Raw genomic sequence first — 20,074 nt, forward strand, 5'->3', positions numbered from 1 at the left:
AATGGCAGTTGTATAAAATGATTCTTAAGAGGGTGTTATGGGCTCATGATACATTCACTAAGAAAAATTAAAAAGCAGGTTTTGTATATATATGCACCGTGGCACATTCGACATCGTGTCTCAGCGTGACCACTGCTGCCGCCATCCTAGCGGCAGCTGCAAATATATTACAAAACCTGCTTTATATTTTTCTAAGTTCATTCCAAAATCGCCCATAACACCCTCAGAACCATTTCTTAAACTGCCATCTATGTTTGTTAGTGTGTCCGCACAGTAGCTACTTTTTTGAAAACTGTGGAGGCTTGAAAAAGACACATGCCTATAAAAGATGTGAACTTTGCATATATGAAAAACATAATATTCTTGCAAAGTTACCGCGCAGGGTGGTGGCGGGCGGGGCCAGGTGGCAGGGGTGCGGCCTAGCATTCTTACAGAAGGGCAGCAAAAAGCCCCACAGGTAAGTGGGGCTGAATTTACTTAGATAGGATATTGATGGTGCGCTGGACGGTGGCAAAGGCCTCGTAGTCGTAGCGTTCCACGGCCTCGATGACGATGATGTCCGCGGCCTTGATGTCGGCTTTGACGCTAGTCATGTAGTCGCGGTGTGCGAAGGTGCATGAGGTAAAGTCCTTGGATAGGTACGGCATCATGTTTACACGGAAGCTGTCTCCGATGAGGCATAGCTTGCTCTGGTTGGCACCGTCGCTGGTGGTGCGGCAAACCATGGCGTCAAGGTTTAGTCCATTTACTGTTATCTCTGGGCGGTAGTCCATTATGTATTCGGTGTCGTCATGGGTGATACTGTCGTCGGTCATACCCATGTAGGTGTAAAGCTCGTATTTCTCGGCGTCCCCTGTGCCTACTATCCACTGGGTTGGGTCCGTTTGTTCTACGCCCATGGCTGCATATAGTGCATTGGTGCCGTAGAGGGCTCCAAAGTGATTCCAATGGCTGTCGTACTTGTAGTATGTCTGATAGGCTGAGGCTGCCCCTAGGCATTCTGTCAGTGGGTAAATAAATGGTGTGGAGCAATTCTCTGCTATGTATGCATGTAGTCGCTGCTCCCTTTTATACGTATTTACGATTTCCACCGTAGGCATGTATTTGCTAAATACCTGGGATTTGTTTGGCGCTATGAAAATATATAGCTGCTTGCCTTTGGCGTTGCAGATAGTCTGAAGCTCATTTAACTTTGAAGCATAGCTTGCCATAGCTTCGTCAGTAAGTAGGTTGGAGCCCTGGTAGCATTCTATTTCGTTTTCTCCGTATAAGAATAACCATCCTTCTCGACCTATAATTACATCCTGATATACAGCTAGAGGATAAAAGTTGGGGTCCTCCTGAACAGGCTCCTCTACCTCCGGTATGAATTCAGTGACTGGTGCATTTTCCTGAACCGGTACTTCCTCTGGTACATCAGCTACCACAGGAGACGGCTCCACAGGCTGATAGATGGCTTGGCCTATTTTCGAAGCGGCTATCTGGTATTTCTCATCTGCCGCGTCATTCATTTGCTTGTACCAGGAAATCATGGAGTATCTAAAAGGGATGCGGTCATCGATATAGCCAGAGAGGCTTTCTCCGGTGTCCATAAGCTCCTCAGCATTAATTTCCTGCAGCTGGCGCTTCTCCGTCTCCACTATAGAGAGCTTCTCAAAAACTGAAGGCGCAAATAGTCTAAGGAGTCCTCCTCCCACCCACGGGAACACCAGGATTCCTAGAAAGACAAATATGAATATTTTATTTTTGATAGTTGTAAAATTCATTTTGCCCCTTCCTAAAACTGATAATAAATAAATGGATTGTAGGTTCCGTTAACCATAAAAATCAGGCTTAATACAAGGATTGCAAGACATACCAGGGCGTTTCCCTTTACTGCCTTCACACTCATGTGAGCCTGTACAAATCCGGCGCAGAGCATAGCAAATATTATTGCTATCACGCTGATTCCAGATAGATAGTTAAATAGATTTAATAGCTTTATTCCACCTGCAAACATTCTAGAAATGTAGATGCCTGCATCCATTATTGTGTTTGCTCTAAATACAACCCATAGGATTGTTACGATTACAAAAATCAGGATTCGATTAAAACATTTAATAGGATTTTTCTCAAGTATTTTTCCAAACCATAGACGCTCAAAAATCAAGAGCAATCCGTAAACTAGGCCCCATACAAGGAAGGTAAAATTGGCTCCATGCCATATTCCTGTCAAAAGAAATACTAAGAATATATTTCCACAAGTTTTCTTTAGGCTGCATCGACTGCCTCCAAGTGGAATGTAGACATAATCTCTAAACCAGCTGGAAAGAGAAATGTGCCAGCGTCTCCAGAATTCTCTAATGGACTCTGAACGATATGGATGATTAAAGTTTTCCTTGAAGTCGAATCCAAACATTTTACCAAGGCCAATAGCCATATCTGAGTAGCCGCTGAAATCATAGTATATCTGGAATGTGTAGCAGATTGCCCCAAGCCAGGCTGTTGTAGCATCCAGATCACTCAAATCTGTCTGCCAAATTCTATCTACTATCACGGCAAGTGTATTTGCAATAAGTACCTTTTTGCCTAGACCAAAACAGAATCTCTTGATTCCCTCAGCAAACCCAGAGGAGCTAACCACTCTATCTGTCAGCTGGCCTGCCACATCCTTGTAGTGGATAATCGGACCTGCTATAAGCTGTGGAAAGCAGACAATATATAAGGCAAAATAAAATAGATTGCTCTGGATTTCTGCATTATCACTGTACACATCTATAACGTATGATAGAGCCTGAAAAGTAAAAAATGAAATACCAACAGGAAGTACTATTTCTCCTATTCCAAGGGCTCCAGTGCCCACACCAGAAAAAATACCACTGATTTTTTCTCCGAGAGAAAGCTTCCCACCAAAGAAAATGTTTTCAATTACCGCAATAAAAAGATTGAAATATTTAAAGAAAAAAAGTGCTCCCAAATCACATAGGATTGCAAAAATCAGACCAATCCTACGGACAACAATCCCATGTCGGGAAGCAGAGCACAAAAAACCTGCGGTCCAGTTAATCAAAATAACTGCCCCAATAAGAAGCAGATATTTCACTCCACCGAAGGCGTAGAACAACAGACTAAAGCCTAGAAGTATATAATTAGATACGATTATTTTGCGCTGAGCTCCGCAGAATGTCATCTTTGGTATACCGTAGTAGAAAAGAAGACATACTGGGAGAAAAATAGTGCAAAATATCAATGAACTAAAAACCAAACCATTCTCCCTTTAATTTCTGATAATGAGTTTGTTTATTAGGTGTAACTTTTTAATTCCATCAATCACAAATCCACAAACTTGCGCACCTATGATTGTAATCACTGTGCATAGAACTACCTTTCCAGTAAGACTAATTCCTGAAAATACCTCCTGCACAAATCTGATTGCATAGAACTGATTTAAGTAAATCAACAAACTGATTTTGCCAAACTTTGCAAAAATTGGCTTGTCAAAAATCTCATGACATGGATTGATATCAGAAAATGTAAGTATAAGTCCTATCCACATCACAAAAATAACTGGGAAACTGTACTTAGCATCCACCTCAGTGCACGCATATCTAAATACTATTAGATAGCATAATACCTCAAGTACGCCCAAAATAAATTTACCAAACTTTGTAAAATTATATTTGTTGAACTGTCTAGTCAGACTGTATGTACAACAACCGAGAGCCATCTCAGAAAGACCTCTCAAGAAGCACTTGTAAAACATGCCTGTCCAACCATCTATTCCTGCTATGCCGTCATACTCATGGGCCATGTATCCAAGGACAAATAGCGCCAACAGCGGACAAATTATCTTTACAAAAATATCATAGTGTTTTCTAAGGAATGGGTAGAAGATAAAAGTAACCATGAGCCATACATCAATATACCATGTAAGCTTGTTTACCCATGTGCTATCGAAACCAAATACCTGTAAAAAGAAAATAGATGCCCAGGAATCCACCAGGTAATACCATCTGTCTACCATGGTCTTTTCCAAAAAATACGCATTTACGATAATAGTAAGCATTGTCGCAAATAGATGATATGGAAAAATATTCCAAAACTTTTTCTTCATCATAAGGGCTGTCTCTGAACCAATCAGCTCAGGTTCACCCTTAGAATTCTTGGCATATGCCGAAGAAGCAAGTAAATATCCAGAGACTATAAAGAAGAACTCCACACCTATATATCCTCTGGAGAAGAAATTAAAATCCGTATTACCTATTGGGATAATACTATCATCTACAAATCGCTTGCTAATATGAAAGAAAAGAATCCCCAAAGCAAAAATCAAACGTAATAACTCCACCCGTCCATTTTTCTTTGTATTATTCATTATTCTTATAAAACTCCGTCATGTAAATCATCATCGTCCATGTCGTCAGCGCCGCCCATGAACTCTCTACCTACAACACGCTTTGCCTCTCTCTGCTGTTCTACAAGAGTAGATAGCTTCTCCTTAACATTTGACGAATCCTTTATGTTTCTAATCTCAAACTTACCAAGGCTCTTATCAGATGATGTAACGATAATTGAACCCACACCAAAAATTCTCTGTCCAAGGCTTCTCTTAAGCTGTAAATCCAGAATTCTATATAATCTCACCTCGTTCTGTTCGAGATTTAAAAGTCCTGTCTCTACAAAAAGTCTATCATCACTTAAGCTATATTTTGTAAAGCTAAGTGGAAGACCAAAATATCTTTTTCTATCCTGCCATAATATATTAGCCATAACATCCTCCTTCTTATATGTATTCATTATAACCATTTTGCCCCATAAAGTAAAAAGAAGAGGCCCTAAGGCCTCTAAAATTATTCAGCTAATGAACTAACTGAAATTTTTCTAAAAAGAATCCAATGTACAATTAATGCTAAGGCAATCACACCAGCCATAGCTCCCCAGTATGCTCCTTGGCTTTTATTAGAAAAAACCATTCCTTCTGCTATCTTACCAAGTACGTTTCTCACTGCAGGTACAAATTGTATAAGCTTTGGTAATCCTAGAAATACAACAAATATTCCTATATAGCAAACCCAATAACCTGTTTTGCCAAATTTTATAACCAGATTTCCACAGATGGCCTCAAGCCAAGAGAAAAATGCAAATGTAAGCACTGCCAATTTAAATACCAAAAGATACTTTCCTCCTGGCAATAATACAGCACATACTACTGCTAAGGTTGCTATCTCTATGAAATCTATTATTTTTTCAAAGATAAACGTATCTCTTCTGGTCATTCCAAATAATACTGCTCTTTGAACTTCCATTGAATAATACACAATCTTAAAAAATAAACTTATGGAAAAGTAAATAGACGCGCCTCCAATGACTGCAGCATATCTAATGGAATCAAAATCTTTTCCGTCCATTGTAAAGAAGCATAGGATGATTCCAAATACCATAGCAATTAGAAATATCCCATAACTAAGCAAAATGCTATCCCTTCTCACTTCAAACATTGCTTTAAACTTTTGTCCCATATTTCCTCCCATCTATTATCGAACCATTGCCTTGCTACACATTCTATAAACAAAAATTTGTAACACCGCATATATTCCTAAAGCTATAAGTACATAAAGCAGCATTGAAAGGCCACCCTCTGGGAGAAAATCAAATACATATAATCCAGAATTAGAAATCATGCTGACTGCTGCCGCTGATAATCCTGCCACTATAGCAATAGCAATAACAGCAATCCTACCATTCTTTCTAATCTTATGACCGATTATTCGTGCCAGCCCTGTGAATGGTAACGAACCAAACATCAAATAAACTGCCGCAGGAATCATCTCTGGTGTTCCGTATATTGAGTATATTACACTGACAATTATCAATCCCATTAATATGAAAAGGATTTCTTTTACTATCGAACCCCAGAAAATATCTTTTCTTCTGCCTCCCATGGAAAGTACATTGCCATCGTACCAGTTTGGACTATAGAGAGCGTACATTGGATTTAACATTGCTATAAACAAGGCCAAAATCGACACCGCCATCCTAAATGCTATTCCAAAAGCGTCAACCTCACCTGAATGGATAAATAAAAACTCCACAAAAATCAACGCTGATATAGCAATTGAATATCCAATGTACTGGACACTTGTTTTTAAATAATATGTTAAAGATCTAGCTGCTAAACTCATTATGCCTCCTTTCTGCCATCTACACACATGGCATAGAAAAGATTCTGAAGGGATACTGGCTCAACCTGTACAGAATCAGAGAAACCGTCAACTGGTGCATCCGCAAGTACTGTAACAGCCTTGTTGCGTCCTACTGATTCTGGATGATATACCTTGAAGCCATTAACTGCCTCATCAACCTGAACATCCTCACCGCTAACTCTATATGCTCTAGCCAAAAGGTCATCTGTATTTTCCTCAAGTACAATCTCACCATTATCTATCATTATTACCTTTTCAAATAAAGAAGCTGCCTCCTCGATGATATGGGTACTGATAATAAATGTGCGACCTGTGTTAGCGTATTCTTCAATAACAAGCTTGTAAAACTGCTCTCTTGCAATTACATCAAGTCCTGCTACTGGCTCATCTAAAATTGTAATCTCAGCCTTGCTTGCAAGGGCGAGAATAATAGTTACTGCAGAAAGCATTCCCTTTGAAAGCTTGTGCACTCTCTTTTTAACATTGAGATTGAACATCTTAATAAGCTCATCTGCATATTCCTGGTCCCAGTTCTTATAAAATGTCTTACCAAGCTTTAAATAGTCCTTTACCTTAAGTGTATTAGGACCAAATAAAGTAACTGGTGAAATCTCCCTCGAATAACATATTCTAGAAAGAGATGCCTCGTTCTCCCATACTGGCTGACCATCAAGTGTAATCTCACCCTCTGTAGCAGGATTCTGAGCTGTAAGAATAGATAAAAGAGTTGTCTTACCTGCTCCATTTCTACCTATCAATCCGTAAATCTTTCCTGTCTCGATATCAATATTTACATTTTTAAGAACTGTGTCTTTGCCATATTTTTTTACAATATTTCTTCCCGATAATGTTGCCATATTTCCTCCTTTTTCCTACATATCTAAATTACTATCAATCATCTTTTTAAGTTCTTCTTTGCTGATGCCTATTAATTTGGCTTCACTGATAATAGCCTTTACATAATTCTCATAGAAACTATTTCTTCTAGTCTCCTGAATGCTGTTCTTTGCTCCATCCTTTACAAACATACCTATACCTCGCTTCTTGTATAATATGTCCTTGTCCACTAGAATATTGATCCCCTTTGCCGCAGTGGCCGGATTAATCTTATAGAACTTAGAAAGCTCTGTTGTGCTGGGCACCTGCTCTTCTTCTCTTAAAATGTCCCTTAATATTTCATCCTCTATCATTTCACTGATTTGGATATAAATGGATTTATCTTCCCCAAGATTTCCTTGCACCTAATCACCTCCTGAGTAAGTTGGTTAATTACTTGTGTAATTAACCATAGCACTAAAATACCTTTTTGTCAAACAAACTAAAAAAGACTCCTGCATTTCGCAGGAGTCTATCAATAAACTATATTTTGTATTACTTAAATATTGGCTTTAAAGCATCAGCAAGCTTTTCTTTCATTGCCTGTGCCTCATCAAGGTCCTTACCCTTTGTAGTAAAGTATGTCTTGATCTTAGGCTCTGTACCTGAAGGACGAACTACTACTGTACATCCATTCTCCAAGCTGTAGATAAGTACATTGGCTGATGGAAGGCCTGTCTCAGCTGTGTTCTTGTAATCTGTAACCTTTGAAATCTTGATTCCAGCAAAGTCAACTGGTGGCTTCTCACGAAGTGAGCTCATGATACCTGCCATTGTATCCATTCCAGAAAGTCCAGGGAACTCAAAGGAATCTACCTTGTTGAGGTAACGGCCATACTCAGCATAAATCTCCTCAAGGCGCTGCTTAAGTGAGCTACCGATGCTGCGATAGTAAGCTGCCATCTCACAGATAAGCATAGAGCCGATAACAGCATCCTTATCACGTACATATGGGCCTGCAAGATATCCGTATGATTCCTCAAATCCGAATATAAATCTATCTACCTGACCATCTGCTTCAAGACCTGCAATCTGGTCACCAATCCACTTAAATCCAGTAAGAACTGAACGAAGCTCTACACCATAGTGCTCTGCTACAGCATCAGCAAGTGGAGTAGAAACAATTGACTTAACTGCAACTGGGTTCTTAGGCATAGTGCCCTTTTCAATACGACCTGCTGCAATGTAATCAAGAAGAAGTACACCTACTTCATTACCAGAAACAAGCTCATAGCTTCCATCTGGACACTTCATAGCGATACCAACTCTGTCTGCATCTGGGTCGGTTGCAAGCATAAGGTCTGCCCCCTCTTTTTCTGCAAGCTCAAGACCAAGCTTAAGTGCGTCAAAAATCTCAGGGTTTGGATAGCTACATGTAGTGAAGTAACCATTAGGATACTCCTGCTCTGGAACTATTGTAATATCAGTAATACCAATGTCGTTAAGCACACGTGTAACTGGAACTAAGCCTGAGCCATTAAGTGGGCTGTATACAAGCTTGAGTCCTGCTGTCTTGCAAAGGCCTGGGCGAACCTGACGCTCCTCAATAGCTGCATAGAATGCATCCTTGCAATCATTGCCTACGAACTTGATAAGTCCCTTTTCAACACCCTCTGCAAATGAAATGACCTTTGCACCTGTAAGTACATCTGTCTTTTGAATCTCAGCATAAACAATAGCTGCTGCATCATCAGTCATCTGACATCCATCTGGACCATATGCCTTGTAACCATTGTACTTAGCAGGGTTGTGTGATGCTGTCACCATGATACCTGCATTACAATTGTAATATCTGGTAGCAAATGAAAGTGCTGGAACTGGCATAAGTGCATCGTAAATACGTACATTGATGCCATTGGCTGCAAGTACACCTGCTGCCTCCTTAGCAAATACATCACTCTTAAGACGGCTATCATAGCTGATAGCAACTGTCTGATTGCCACCCTGAGTCTTAACCCAGTTAGCAAGTCCCTGTGTAGCCTGACGAACTACGTAAATATTCATTCTGTTAGTACCTGCTCCAAGCACACCACGAAGTCCTGCTGTACCAAATGCAAGTGCAACAGCAAATCTATCTTTTATTTCTTCTTCATTCCCGCCAATCTTAGAAAGCTCTGGCTTAAGATCGCAATCCTCTAAGTCTGCTGCAAGCCAACGCTCATATTCCTTCATATACATATTTTCGTCTCCTTGTATATATACTTAAAACCTCTTTAATTTTAAGTTTTTAAGTTAGGCATGTCAAATCAATAATAGCCACCTATAAAAGGTGGCCATTAATCTATTTAAGCTTTTTAATTACATCAAGTACGATTGCAATAGACTGTTCTGCCGCCTTACCTGCAAATGTATTGTAATCCATAGCACTGCCATCTGCATCAGAGATTGAACGAATAAGTGCAAATGGAATGTTGTTAATGTAGCAAACATGGGCGATAGCACCGCCTTCCATATCTGCTGCAATAGCATTAAATTTTAAGTGGATGTTTTGGCGCTGTCTATCTGTATCAACAAATAAATCGCCAGATGCAATAACTCCTGTCTCATAAGGAATCTCTCTAGCCTTAAGAACATCTACAACTACATTTCTAAGCTCTGGATCAGTATCGAAATTAATAACGTTGATTCCCGATACAAGACCTGCTGGATCTCCAATAGCTGTTGTGTTCATATCGTGCTGTACTGCTGACTCTGCAACTGCCACGTTAAGAACCTTAAGGTCCTTTACAAGTGAACCTGCAACGCCGATATTGATAACCTTCTCAACTCCAAAATGGAGAATCATTATCTCAGTACATACTGCTGCAAATACCTTGCCAATGCCGCTAACTGCAGCAACTACATCGATGCCATCGATTTTGCCAGATATAAACTCTATGCCACTGATAACTTCTACCTTGGCCCCCTTAATAGATGGCTTAAGGTTCTCAATCTCAATCTGCATAGCGCCAATAATTCCTAATTTCATATAAGCTCTCCTTTACAGCGATTAATATTATCTTGATATTATTTTGTTGGGTATGAAAACTCCATATTGGTCCATGAGTTAAGAACCTCAAGGTACTTAGCACACTCAGTCTTAGCAAGATTGATGTCCAAGTTCTCATAGTGACCGCACTCGATAGCTGACTTGCCAAACACATCCCCCTCATGGTCAACTGTCTGCTTAAATACTTTCTTAACAACCTCAAATGTCTTAACAGAATCTACACCCTTAACAACAAGGTAAAAACCTGTCTGACATCCCATTGGTCCAAAATAGATTACATGATCTGCAATCTCAGAGTTTCGAATATATGTGGCAATCATATGCTCAACAGAATGCATCGTTGCATTGTCCATATAATCCCCAGCATTAGGCTTTCTAGTACGAAGATCATAAGTGATGATATCTCCATCATCTACTCGTGAAATGTAAAATCCTGGTGTAAGTACATTGTGGTCAATTGTAAAGCTTTTAATTTTTTCCATCTTATGTCCTCTTTCTAATGTAGCGCCCATATTATAAAGGCTTTATTCTATTATTTGTATACTACAGACTTTGCTATCTTGTCTGCTGCTGCATCACCCTGGAATGTCTTAATAATCTCAAGGGCAAATGGTATAGCTGTTCCAAGTCCGCGGCTTGTGATGATATTGCCATCGTGACAAACTGCATCCGTAGATACATTGGCACCTAGCAAATCACCCTCCATTCCTGGATAGCATGTAGCCTTCTTGCCCTTAAGCAATCCAGCCTTGCCAAATACTGTTGGGGCTGCGCAAATAGCAGCAAGTCCCTTTTTTGAAGTATTAAAGCCATGAACCTGATCCATAAGTGGCTCACATAGCTCTAAGTTAAGTGTGCCTGGCATACCGCCTGGAAGCACAAGCATATCTGCACTATCAAAATTAACCTGCTCAATAAGCTTGTCGCAGACTGTCATAATACCATGACTGCCTGGTACCCTCTTGTTGCCAGTGATAGATACCATCTCTATTTCAATTCCTGCACGTCTAAGTAAATCAACAACTGTAAGGGCTTCGATTTCCTCGTGGCCCTCTGCCATAAAAATCAATACTTTACTCATAGCTACCTCCCGTCTACAAAAATCTCATAGGTCTATTATATATAGTATTTATGCATTAAACAAACACTTTCGCCAATCTTTATGCCTATTTCTTTCTCAATAACTATTATCGAGTAATGACTAAATATATCACCAAACCAATAAAAATTAAGAACCAAAGAGCAATTGCTGTAGTGACTATTCTTTTAAAGCGGGTGTTTGTATACAAATATCCACCAAATGGAAGAGATAGTATCAGTCCGTCCACATCAACATATTTAGCTACTCCATCAACAAGCTCGTCTATTACAGGGAATTTCACACCATGGCTTTCCTCTTCGCCCACATAGTCAAAAAGATATACCAATTCCTTAGGATTATCCTTTACCTCTGACATTGCCTTCTTACACAAGTCCTTTGAAGCTTTAATTCTCTTTTCCTCTTCACTAAGTGCCTCAAGCTGGCCGTTTATGGCATCCGAAATACTAGTATTGTTTTTCAAAATTTCAGTAATAGTCTCTATGGTTACCCCCATCTTCCTGAGAACTATTATCTGTTTAAGTTCATTAATATCCTCTTCACTATAATTCCTGTATTTGCTTTCCTTATCTCTATCAGGTCCTATCAGTCCCTTCTTCTCGTAAAATCTTATATTGCTGACAGAAATGCCTAAAGTTTCAGATACTTCTCCTATTTTCATTTAAGTAACTCCTTGCATTTGTAATGATTTCCTTTGGATACTGTAAATATTCTAACAGTGCAATAGCATTTTTACTACTGCTTACCCCTTCATGAATCTTGTAATCAAAAACTATCTCGTTTTCTAATATTTGACTGTCAAAATGAAAATTAACATATCCTTTTTGGGATGTAAGTTCCATATCGTGGGTGGCTATAATCACATAAACATCCTTATCCTCCAGATAATTAAGTATTGCCTTTGAGGCTGCTACTCGCTCCGTAGTATTAGTTCCCTTTAAAATCTCATCTATCACAATAAATAGCTTTTCTTTTGATTCACTTACCTCTTCCAAAATACGCTTTATATAATTGGCCTCCCTGTAGTAATAGCTCTCATGGGATATCACATCATCCCTAAGGGCCATGCATGTCATGACTGTCATTTTAGGTAGGATAAACCTAGTTGCTGTAACTGTATTTATAGATTGAGCAAGAATAGCACATATAGCTAACGCCTTTATAAATGTGGATTTCCCTGCTGCATTAGGACCGGTGATTATAACTTTATTATCAATGGAAAAATCATTTTCTACTGGGTTTTCTATAAGGGGATGTACTAAGCCTTCCATTTTTAGCTGGCTATCAGAAAACTCTGGAGTGCACCATTTATCTATACGACCTCTATATTCCGCTATATTCATAGCACAATCTATCCTTCCTATCATGGTCAAAAGAAGTAGAACATCCTTCTCCTTTTTATATATTCCCTTCATGACAAGATTGTAAATAGCTATATCATAGAGCAGCACTGCGTAAATGTATTCAACTAGCGTGGTAATCGCATCCCCCGTAAAGCTAGCTCTTTTTCTACTAATTACACCTACCATCATTCTGCTTAGATTCTTAAGATTTCTGTAAGCCCTTCTCTCCTCATCAGAAATATATTTCTTTAATGAATCATTTTTTATAAGCCAGCCTGCCATATCATATATTTCCTTAAATGACATCATTGTATTGATAAATATCTCATACTTTCTCTTTACAAATAAATATATTGTAAGATTTATAAGGCCATTCCCCACTAAGGCTGCTATAAAAAATGGATTTTGGGTCACAATAGCCATAATTCCCAAAATTACAAGTGTTATTTGAAGTAAATTAATAAGCCATCCATTATCTATAAGTAGCATGTCGCTGTCCTTAAGTAGTTCATATAGGTAATAGCTTTCTGTCATCTTGCCTATTTTCTTTATCCTATCCTTTATAGATGTTTTCAGTTTGCTCTCTTCTTCAAATTCTTCTATTAAATCTTCTGGAATATTATCATCTGAGCAATGCAGCATGTGATACAGATACTGTTCTCCTAAAAAACATTCTCCATGATTAACCTCAAGAAACACCTGGTCCATCTCTAAATCATTCCAAGTAATATCATCTACCTTTCCTGTGCTCATTTTCTCGTGCATTCTTCTCACCAGATTCATCCTATCTTTTGCGTCATAATAGAATTCTTTCATACTTTATACCTCCTGTTTGTCAGGGATTTTAAAGTATGAACCAGGTTTAGAGTCAATGATTTATTTAAAAAAATCCAATAAAAAAGGCCATGGACAACGCCATGGCCTAAAATACATATTCAATTATGCGAATGCATCTATTCTGCTGCCAATCATTCCGTAGGAATTACCTACACCTGAGTTATTGTAGCTGGTCTTGATGGAAGAAAACTTAGCTGCTATGTCATTGAACTGGCTAGCTGTCTTTTTCTTCTCCTCAAGTATAGCTGTAGAATCGACAGGTCTACTCTCCTCTGGCTCCTCTACCCTAGCATTAGGGTACTGAACTGGAGCTGTACCTGTAACAGCTGCACCGCCCTTAACAGATTCAGTGTTATATACATCAGAAAATCCTGCTGCATTTTCAACTGCATAGTTCATAGGCTGAACACTAGCTACTGGACTATATGTAGTTAATCCGCTAATTGGTGCTATAGCCATATCCTACCTCCATCGAAAGTGTAAATATATAATAACACATTCGTCTCAGATATGGACTAAAATCACAAATTTTTCAGTGATACTCAAAGATTGATTTTTCGACCTTTTTTGCCCTACTTTTTCATATTATACATGATGCATCATCTTCATGTGTGGAACAGCATCATGCTGCTTTTGAGTTGCTCTAATAAATAATCCAAGGAAAACAGCTGCTGCAATTATTCCTACTGGATATGCCACTGTCGTTGCAAGATTCAAACACTCTGGTGCGCAGAAGAAATATGTTACTGAAACCGCCGACATAAATGTAGCTGGAACTGCAGTGAGCCAATAATTCTTAGCATTTTTATATAAGTACATAGATGCAGTCCAAAGAGCTATCATTGCAAGGGTCTGATTTGACCAACTGAAGTATCTCCAAATAACGCCATAATTTAACTGACTAATAAGTGCTCCTGCTGCAAGAAGTGGAACACAAATATACAGACGACTGTGATATGGCTTCTGGTCAATCTTGAACCAATCTGCAATTACAAGTCTTGCTGATCTAAATGCTGTATCACCTGATGTAATAGGACATGCAATAACGCCAAGCATTGCAAGGACTATTCCAAATCCACCCATCGTCTTTGTACAGATATCATATACGCAAGTAGCCTGACCATTTGCAAGCATCTCAGTCAATCCTGTGGTAAGGCCACCTGTTTTTGCATAGATAGCACTACCTGCTGCAGCCCAAATAAGAGCGATGATTCCTTCGCTTACCATTGCCCCGTAAAATACCATGTGACTTTCTTTTTCTGTCTCACAGCAACGGGCCATAAGTGGTGACTGAGTTGCATGGAATCCTGAAATTGCACCGCAGGCAACTGATACAAACATCATTGGCCAAATAGGTGTATTTGCTGGATGTAAATTAGCTAACTGAATCTCTGGAATAGTATATCCATGTGTAAATATACCTACAGCAACGCCTATAGCCATCACTATAAGACAGATACCAAATACTGGATAAAGCTTTCCGATGATTTTATCGATTGGAATAAATGTGGCAATGAAATAGTAAATCAAAATAATTGCCAACCAGAAGTATGTGTTAGTAAGAAGGCCTGTGCCACCTTGATTTCCAATTAAAAGAGAAATAAGACCTGCAGGACCTACTGCAAACACAGTACCAACCATAACAAGAAGAACTACGCTAAACACACGCATTACTGTCTTCATGATATTGCCAAGGTACAATCCTGTCAGCTCTGATACGCTGGCACCGTCATGACGCATGCTCATGAATCCTACAGAAAAATCATGAACACCTCCAGCTAAAATAGTACCTAAGGTAATCCACAAGAATACTGATGTACCCCACTGTGCTCCGGCCAAGGCACCGTAAATTGGGCCAAGTCCTGCGATGTTAAGAAGTTGAATCAAAAACAGTTTCCATTTCGGCATTACTACAAAGTCCACACCATCATTAATCCGCACTGCTGGTGTCTGCCTGTCATCTGGACCGTAGATTCTCTCTACCACCTTTCCATAGACGAAATACCCACCAATAAGTACCGCCAAGCAAATAACAAAACTAATCATATACATTTACCCCCAATACATTTATTTGTCCTCTCCTAAGGACATCTCTTAATTTGGAGTATAGTATCTATATATAGCTCTAACAATGCATACGGACTCAAATGCTAAAAATGGGGACTGTTTTACATGCTATAATAATCCCTTATTTCGTGTATCACCTTTCTACTTATAGGAATAATAGTGTGATTCTCGTCCTTCATACAAAGGGCGTATCCATTATTAGCATCTGGCTGCAGGGACTCACCCTTAGTTAAATTAGCAATATAGCTCCTATGAATTCTCACAAATGTATTATCCCCAGAATCTAATTTCTTTTCCCATTCAACAAGCGGCTCATTACTATAAAACGATTTATCCTTACAGTAAACCTTCGCTCCCTTATGTATTGCCTCTATGTAGTAAATATTATCTGCCTCAACCAGCTCTGTATGGTCGCCAGCCTGCAGCCCAAAAGGTCCCACCTTCGGCTTTGCCTTAGACTTTTCTATCAAGTCGTTATTAAGTATCTCAAGTCGCTCATTGTCCGCCTCAAGCATCTGCATCATATACACGTCCTTAAAAATAGAAAAGAACAAAAGCATTCCAATGGAATTAATAATAACCATTGGCACCGTCAACGTCTTTACGATATCCACAGCCAATGCAAAAGGCTTAACAAATATCAACAAATTCACCATATGGACAGCCTCAGCTGCAGCTGTAATCAAAAGAAGCTCCGTCCATCTCAGTGTATGATTTTTCTCCTTCAAAAACTGATAAATCCCCGCTGCAAAAAAACCTTCTAGCAATGTAGAAAAAGCACAAGCAAATGTAGTAACCCCATGAGGATCAAACAAAAATCTATGCACCGCTCCAATAACGCCAGCGGTAATCCCCACAATAGGACCGCAAAGCAGACCTCCAGCCAGCACACCTAACACCCTAGTATTTGGAATAGCTCCTTGCACCACACCGCCAGTACATGTGGACACAATACAAAAGCCCCCAAAAATTGCACCAAGCACAAACCGTCCAACTGTCGCCTGACCGCCCTCATCGCACAGCGTATGCTCCACCAGAGGAATCTTTGTAAGCGTAATAGCTATCAATACTAAAAGCCCAATATTTATGACCATGTTATAACATAATTCCATAAACAACCCCCTTTTACCTAATCTAATTTTACGTCCCCATGCCACAAGTTGCAAGAAAGTGTGTTACTATGCTTGGGCCAATTACAAAAAAAGAGAGAACCGAATACTCGATTCTCTCTCTGATTAACTTATATTATCTGAGGAAGCCTGCTACGATCTGCTCCTCCGCTTCTTCTTCGGTGAGGCCAAGGGACATAAGCTTGATTAGCTGGTCGCCGGCGATTTTTCCGATGGCTGCCTCGTGGATAAGGGCTGCGTCAACATTTTTAGCGTCAAGCTTAGGTATTGCCACAACGTGTGCGTTGCCCATGATGATTGCGTCGCAGGCAGCGTGTCCGTTGCATGCGCAGTCGCCTTCGATGGATACTTCAAAGATTTGCTCTGAATCATCCTTGGCAACTGAACGTGATACAACATCAGCGCTAGAGCCTTCACCCTGGAGCAGTACTTTGTAGTCAGATGTGGCTGACTGTGAGCCGTGAGTCATAAGTGCCTCGTGGATTAAGAGAGTAGCTCCCTCTTTAAGCTCTGCAAGGTTGGTACGTATTGTAGAGTCAACACCCTTAATCTGTACCATTTCCATCTCTACGTAGCTGCCCTCTTCCTGATATACATTGGTAACTGGGTTGAGGATACGGGCTCCCTTGCCGTCGCCCTCACCGTAGTGCTTTTCCACGTACTTGATTTTGGCATTTTTGCCAACATGGAATGTATGAATACCGTCATGCTGAGAGTCTTGGTCGCCACAGTTTGAGATACCACAACCTGCTACGATAGTTACGTCAGCATCTTCTCCGATGTAAAAGTCGTTGTATACCATATCCTTAAGTCCACTCTCTGTGAGGACTACAGGAATGTGAACGCTCTCGCCCTTTGTGCCTGGCTTGATAATGATGTCGATGCCTGGCTTGTCCTCCTTGGTGACAATGTCGATGTTGGCAGTTGTATTTCTGCCGGCGCTGGCACCATTGGAACGGATATTGTATGCTCCCTGAGGAATGCCATCTAGATCAGCAACCTCATGTAAAATATTCTTCTGAATTGCATCAAGAGTCATTACTGATCACCTCCTAACTTCTCGCAGGCAATATTTGCTGCTGCAGATGTACCAAGAAGTCCTGGAAGGATCTCATCTTTTGGCCCTTTTGCCTTAACCTTGCCATTTTCAATAACTACGATTTCGTCGGCAATGTTAAGTATACGTTCCTGGTGAGAAATAACGATAATCGTTCCGTTGATTGTCTGGCGCATGTTCTCAAATACTTTTATTAAATTCTGGAAACTCCAAAGGTCGATACCTGCCTCTGGCTCGTCAAAAATAGAAAGCTTTGTTCCACGAGCTAGTACTGTGGCGATTTCAATTCTCTTGAGCTCTCCACCTGAAAGTGAAGAATTGACCTCTCGCTCAACATAATCCTTAGCGCAAAGTCCAACCTTTGAAAGATACTCGCATGCTGCTGCAACCGATATGTGCTTGCCTGCTGCAAGTCTGAGCAAATCGATTACACGAATGCCCTTGAAGTGAACTGGCGCCTGGAAAGCGAAACTGATTCCCATTTTTGCACGCTCTGTAATATTCTTCTCAGAGATATCCACACCATCTAGAATTATCTGGCCAGATGTCAACTGATTAACGCCCATTATGAGCTTTGCCAATGTGGACTTACCTCCACCATTTGGACCGGTGATGACTATAAACTTGCCATCTTCTACCGTAAGGTCAAGACCGTCGATGATTTCTTTTGTAGAATCACCCTCATCATCGACCCTATAAGTAAGGTTCTTGATTTCAAGCATATTTAATTACTCCTCTAACAAAAACAAAAAACTATAGTATAAAAAATAGGGGTCATCGTGCCAGCGATATTACCCTATAAACATTAGGTCTTTTAAGTTGCTATATTATAATAACATTATTTTTTCAAAAGAAAAGGACAAAGGACCAAAGAAAAAAGCTACTGAGAAATCTTCTCAGTAGCCTGCATAATCTAGCTTTTTAATACGCTGGTACTGGCTCTTGTGGTACTACAGCAACCTCAGGTGTAGGCTGTGTAGCTGCAAGTGCTGCCGCGTATGCTTTTTCAGTTTTGTCAGCTAAGATTCCCTGACCAATAAGACTGTAAATTGTCTTATAAGTGCTTCGCGAATAATGAATTCCATCGCTTGATGAAACCTTGCCAAGGACCTGTGAATATGTGTCAATGTAAGTAACATTGGCTCCAAGTCCCGATTTCATTTTTGAGTTCCATGACTCAATTACTGAATTAGTAATTCCTGGATATGAGCTTGTCTCAAATGCCATTGGGTTAACTGATACGTAATATACGCTTGCTCCAAGAGCTGTCCAGTTAGCTGCCTTTTCATTGATATATGATGTGTACTTGCTTGTGTATGAAAGGCTTCGTACATCGTTGACACCCATTAGAATAACTACGTCAGTGTTGGAATTAATGTTGGCCTCTACCTGTGGTACGCCAGTGCTCTTCATCCACGAATATCCCATTCCGATTTTGGCTGACCAGATATTGCCATTTTTTCCTACAGCGCTCTTCATACCCACTGTTCTGGAATCACCGATTAAAACCAATTGTCTAGTAGACTGTGCTACGCTCACCTCTGCAGCTGTCTGATTGTAAAGCTGTGCTTCTGGTGAAACATATTCTGTTGGAACTGCCTCTGCTGGTGCAACCTCTGTAACAGGAGCAACCTCTGTAACAGGTGCAGCCTCTTCAGCATTAACAATCATTCTCGGCATCAAACAAACAAATGCCAATGCTAATGCCATAATACCCTTAATTCTCTTACACATAAAAATAGTTCCCTCTTGTGTATAACCAAAAATCTATTGCATTCTATTACAAGTTTGTGTCTAAATTGTGACGAGCAAACTATTTTCATTATTTTACACATTTTGATAAAAAATGCAAATTTTAATTTTTCAAATAGAAAATTGCCAGCTGTGTACGGTCTCTAAGCTCCAGTTTTTCAAGGATTGTGGACAGATAGTTTCTCACTGTTCCCTCTGATAAAAAGAGCTTTTGGGCAATCTCTTTGTTGGAAAATCCCTCCGCCACTAGTTGAATAACTTCATATTCCTTTTCAGTAATATCTTTTTCCTGATAGTTAAATCCTCCAGGATTGTCAGCTTTATTCATTAATGCAGGAAGCTTGTCCACAATGGCTCCTCCAAAAACACTCTGCCCATCAATGGCCGCATGCAAGGCAACTGGTAGTGATTTGTAATCCTGCTTTAAAAGATATCCCTTAACTCCAAGCTTGAGAGCCTTTACTATGTACTCATCATCTGAAAATGTTGTCAAAAACAAAATAGTGGCATCTGGATGCTTCCCAAGAATCACCTCTGCTGCCTCCAGTCCATTCATATCAGCCATGCGAATGTCCATAAGCAAAATATCAGGTGTCAGCTCATCATAGAGCTTCACTGCTTCTTTTCCACTATTTCCTTTGCCCACCACTTGAAAATCTTCCTCAGCGGAAATAATCATCTCCAGGGACATTGTTATAAGCTCATCATCGTCGATAAGTAAAATTCTTTTCTTGTCCATATT

At 39.9% G+C, this 20,074-nt stretch carries 21 protein-coding genes; all 21 read right to left on the minus strand.

The annotated features are described in order from the left end of the window. Nucleotides 1-473: 473 nt before the first annotated feature. The 21 genes from BLP50_RS12895 to BLP50_RS12995 all read right to left on the minus strand — a co-directional run bounded on the left by BLP50_RS12895 (nt 474) and on the right by BLP50_RS12995 (nt 20,071). Nucleotides 474-1,766, minus strand: a complete 1,293-nt coding sequence (locus BLP50_RS12895) for an alginate O-acetyltransferase AlgX-related protein (protein WP_090155434.1) — start codon at nt 1,764-1,766, stop codon at nt 474-476. An 11-nt stretch (nt 1,767-1,777) separates the two neighbouring features. After that, the gene (locus BLP50_RS12900; RefSeq protein WP_090155436.1) at nt 1,778-3,244 is read right to left on the minus strand and encodes an MBOAT family O-acyltransferase; all 1,467 of its coding nucleotides are present in this window, start codon (nt 3,242-3,244) and stop codon (nt 1,778-1,780) included. A 12-nt stretch (nt 3,245-3,256) separates the two neighbouring features. Beyond that, nucleotides 3,257-4,354: an acyltransferase family protein gene (locus tag BLP50_RS12905; protein ID WP_090155438.1), complete on the minus strand. Its 1,098-nt coding sequence runs from the start codon at nt 4,352-4,354 to the stop codon at nt 3,257-3,259. A gap of 5 nt (nt 4,355-4,359) precedes the next feature. Continuing rightward, the gene (locus BLP50_RS12910; protein ID WP_090155512.1) at nt 4,360-4,749 is read right to left on the minus strand and encodes a PH domain-containing protein; all 390 of its coding nucleotides are present in this window, start codon (nt 4,747-4,749) and stop codon (nt 4,360-4,362) included. Between the two features lie 80 nt (nt 4,750-4,829). Next, on the minus strand, nt 4,830-5,498 hold the full coding sequence (locus BLP50_RS12915) for a hypothetical protein (protein ID WP_090155439.1): 669 nt from the start codon (nt 5,496-5,498) through the stop codon (nt 4,830-4,832). A gap of 15 nt (nt 5,499-5,513) precedes the next feature. After that, the gene (locus tag BLP50_RS12920) at nt 5,514-6,161 is read right to left on the minus strand and encodes a hypothetical protein (RefSeq protein WP_090155442.1); all 648 of its coding nucleotides are present in this window, start codon (nt 6,159-6,161) and stop codon (nt 5,514-5,516) included. Then, nucleotides 6,161-7,039 carry an ABC transporter ATP-binding protein gene (locus tag BLP50_RS12925; RefSeq protein WP_090155444.1) on the minus strand — a complete coding sequence of 293 codons (879 nt, stop codon included), beginning with the start codon at nt 7,037-7,039 and terminating at the stop codon, nt 6,161-6,163. Before BLP50_RS12925 ends, BLP50_RS12920 begins: the two co-directional genes overlap by 1 nt. A gap of 15 nt (nt 7,040-7,054) precedes the next feature. Beyond that, nucleotides 7,055-7,423, minus strand: a complete 369-nt coding sequence (locus tag BLP50_RS12930) for a GntR family transcriptional regulator (RefSeq protein ID WP_090155446.1) — start codon at nt 7,421-7,423, stop codon at nt 7,055-7,057. A gap of 130 nt (nt 7,424-7,553) precedes the next feature. Then, nucleotides 7,554-9,236, minus strand: a complete 1,683-nt coding sequence (locus tag BLP50_RS12935) for a phospho-sugar mutase (RefSeq protein WP_090155448.1) — start codon at nt 9,234-9,236, stop codon at nt 7,554-7,556. Nucleotides 9,237-9,339: 103 nt separating this feature from the next. Then, entirely contained in the window at nt 9,340-10,026 is a 687-nt protein-coding gene (locus BLP50_RS12940) for a 5'-methylthioadenosine/adenosylhomocysteine nucleosidase (protein WP_090155449.1), read from the minus strand. Between the two features lie 38 nt (nt 10,027-10,064). Next, on the minus strand, nt 10,065-10,529 hold the full coding sequence (locus BLP50_RS12945) for an S-ribosylhomocysteine lyase (protein WP_090155452.1): 465 nt from the start codon (nt 10,527-10,529) through the stop codon (nt 10,065-10,067). 50 nt (nt 10,530-10,579) lie between these two features. Then, nucleotides 10,580-11,128: a DJ-1 family glyoxalase III gene (locus BLP50_RS12950; protein ID WP_090155454.1), complete on the minus strand. Its 549-nt coding sequence runs from the start codon at nt 11,126-11,128 to the stop codon at nt 10,580-10,582. A gap of 106 nt (nt 11,129-11,234) precedes the next feature. After that, complete coding sequence (locus BLP50_RS12955) at nt 11,235-11,807, minus strand: MerR family transcriptional regulator (RefSeq protein ID WP_090155456.1); 573 nt, start codon at nt 11,805-11,807, stop codon at nt 11,235-11,237. Beyond that, nucleotides 11,785-13,305 (minus strand): MutS-related protein, encoded by a 1,521-nt coding sequence (locus tag BLP50_RS12960; protein ID WP_090155459.1) that lies wholly within the window; start codon nt 13,303-13,305, stop codon nt 11,785-11,787. Before BLP50_RS12960 ends, BLP50_RS12955 begins: the two co-directional genes overlap by 23 nt. 123 nt (nt 13,306-13,428) lie before the next feature. Further along, nucleotides 13,429-13,785 carry a hypothetical protein gene (locus tag BLP50_RS12965; protein ID WP_090155462.1) on the minus strand — a complete coding sequence of 119 codons (357 nt, stop codon included), beginning with the start codon at nt 13,783-13,785 and terminating at the stop codon, nt 13,429-13,431. A gap of 126 nt (nt 13,786-13,911) precedes the next feature. Then, a complete protein-coding gene (locus BLP50_RS12970) occupies nt 13,912-15,372 on the minus strand; it encodes a carbon starvation CstA family protein (protein ID WP_090155464.1) in 1,461 nt (486 codons plus the stop codon). 122 nt (nt 15,373-15,494) lie between these two features. Further along, nucleotides 15,495-16,505, minus strand: a complete 1,011-nt coding sequence (locus tag BLP50_RS12975) for a LytS/YhcK type 5TM receptor domain-containing protein (protein ID WP_090155466.1) — start codon at nt 16,503-16,505, stop codon at nt 15,495-15,497. Between the two features lie 133 nt (nt 16,506-16,638). Further along, nucleotides 16,639-17,562 carry a SufB/SufD family protein gene (locus tag BLP50_RS12980; RefSeq protein WP_090155468.1) on the minus strand — a complete coding sequence of 308 codons (924 nt, stop codon included), beginning with the start codon at nt 17,560-17,562 and terminating at the stop codon, nt 16,639-16,641. Then, nucleotides 17,562-18,302, minus strand: coding sequence for an ABC transporter ATP-binding protein (locus BLP50_RS12985; protein WP_090155470.1), 741 nt, complete (start codon nt 18,300-18,302; stop codon nt 17,562-17,564). The genes BLP50_RS12980 and BLP50_RS12985 overlap by 1 nt, the downstream gene beginning before the upstream one ends. Nucleotides 18,303-18,501: 199 nt before the next feature. Further along, a complete protein-coding gene (locus BLP50_RS12990) occupies nt 18,502-19,314 on the minus strand; it encodes an SGNH/GDSL hydrolase family protein (protein WP_090155472.1) in 813 nt (270 codons plus the stop codon). Nucleotides 19,315-19,435: 121 nt separating this feature from the next. Then, entirely contained in the window at nt 19,436-20,071 is a 636-nt protein-coding gene (locus BLP50_RS12995) for a response regulator (protein ID WP_090155474.1), read from the minus strand. Nucleotides 20,072-20,074 lie beyond the last annotated feature (3 nt).

Source organism: Pseudobutyrivibrio sp. AR14 (assembly GCF_900101325.1).
Classification (GTDB): Bacteria; Bacillota; Clostridia; order Lachnospirales; family Lachnospiraceae; genus Pseudobutyrivibrio.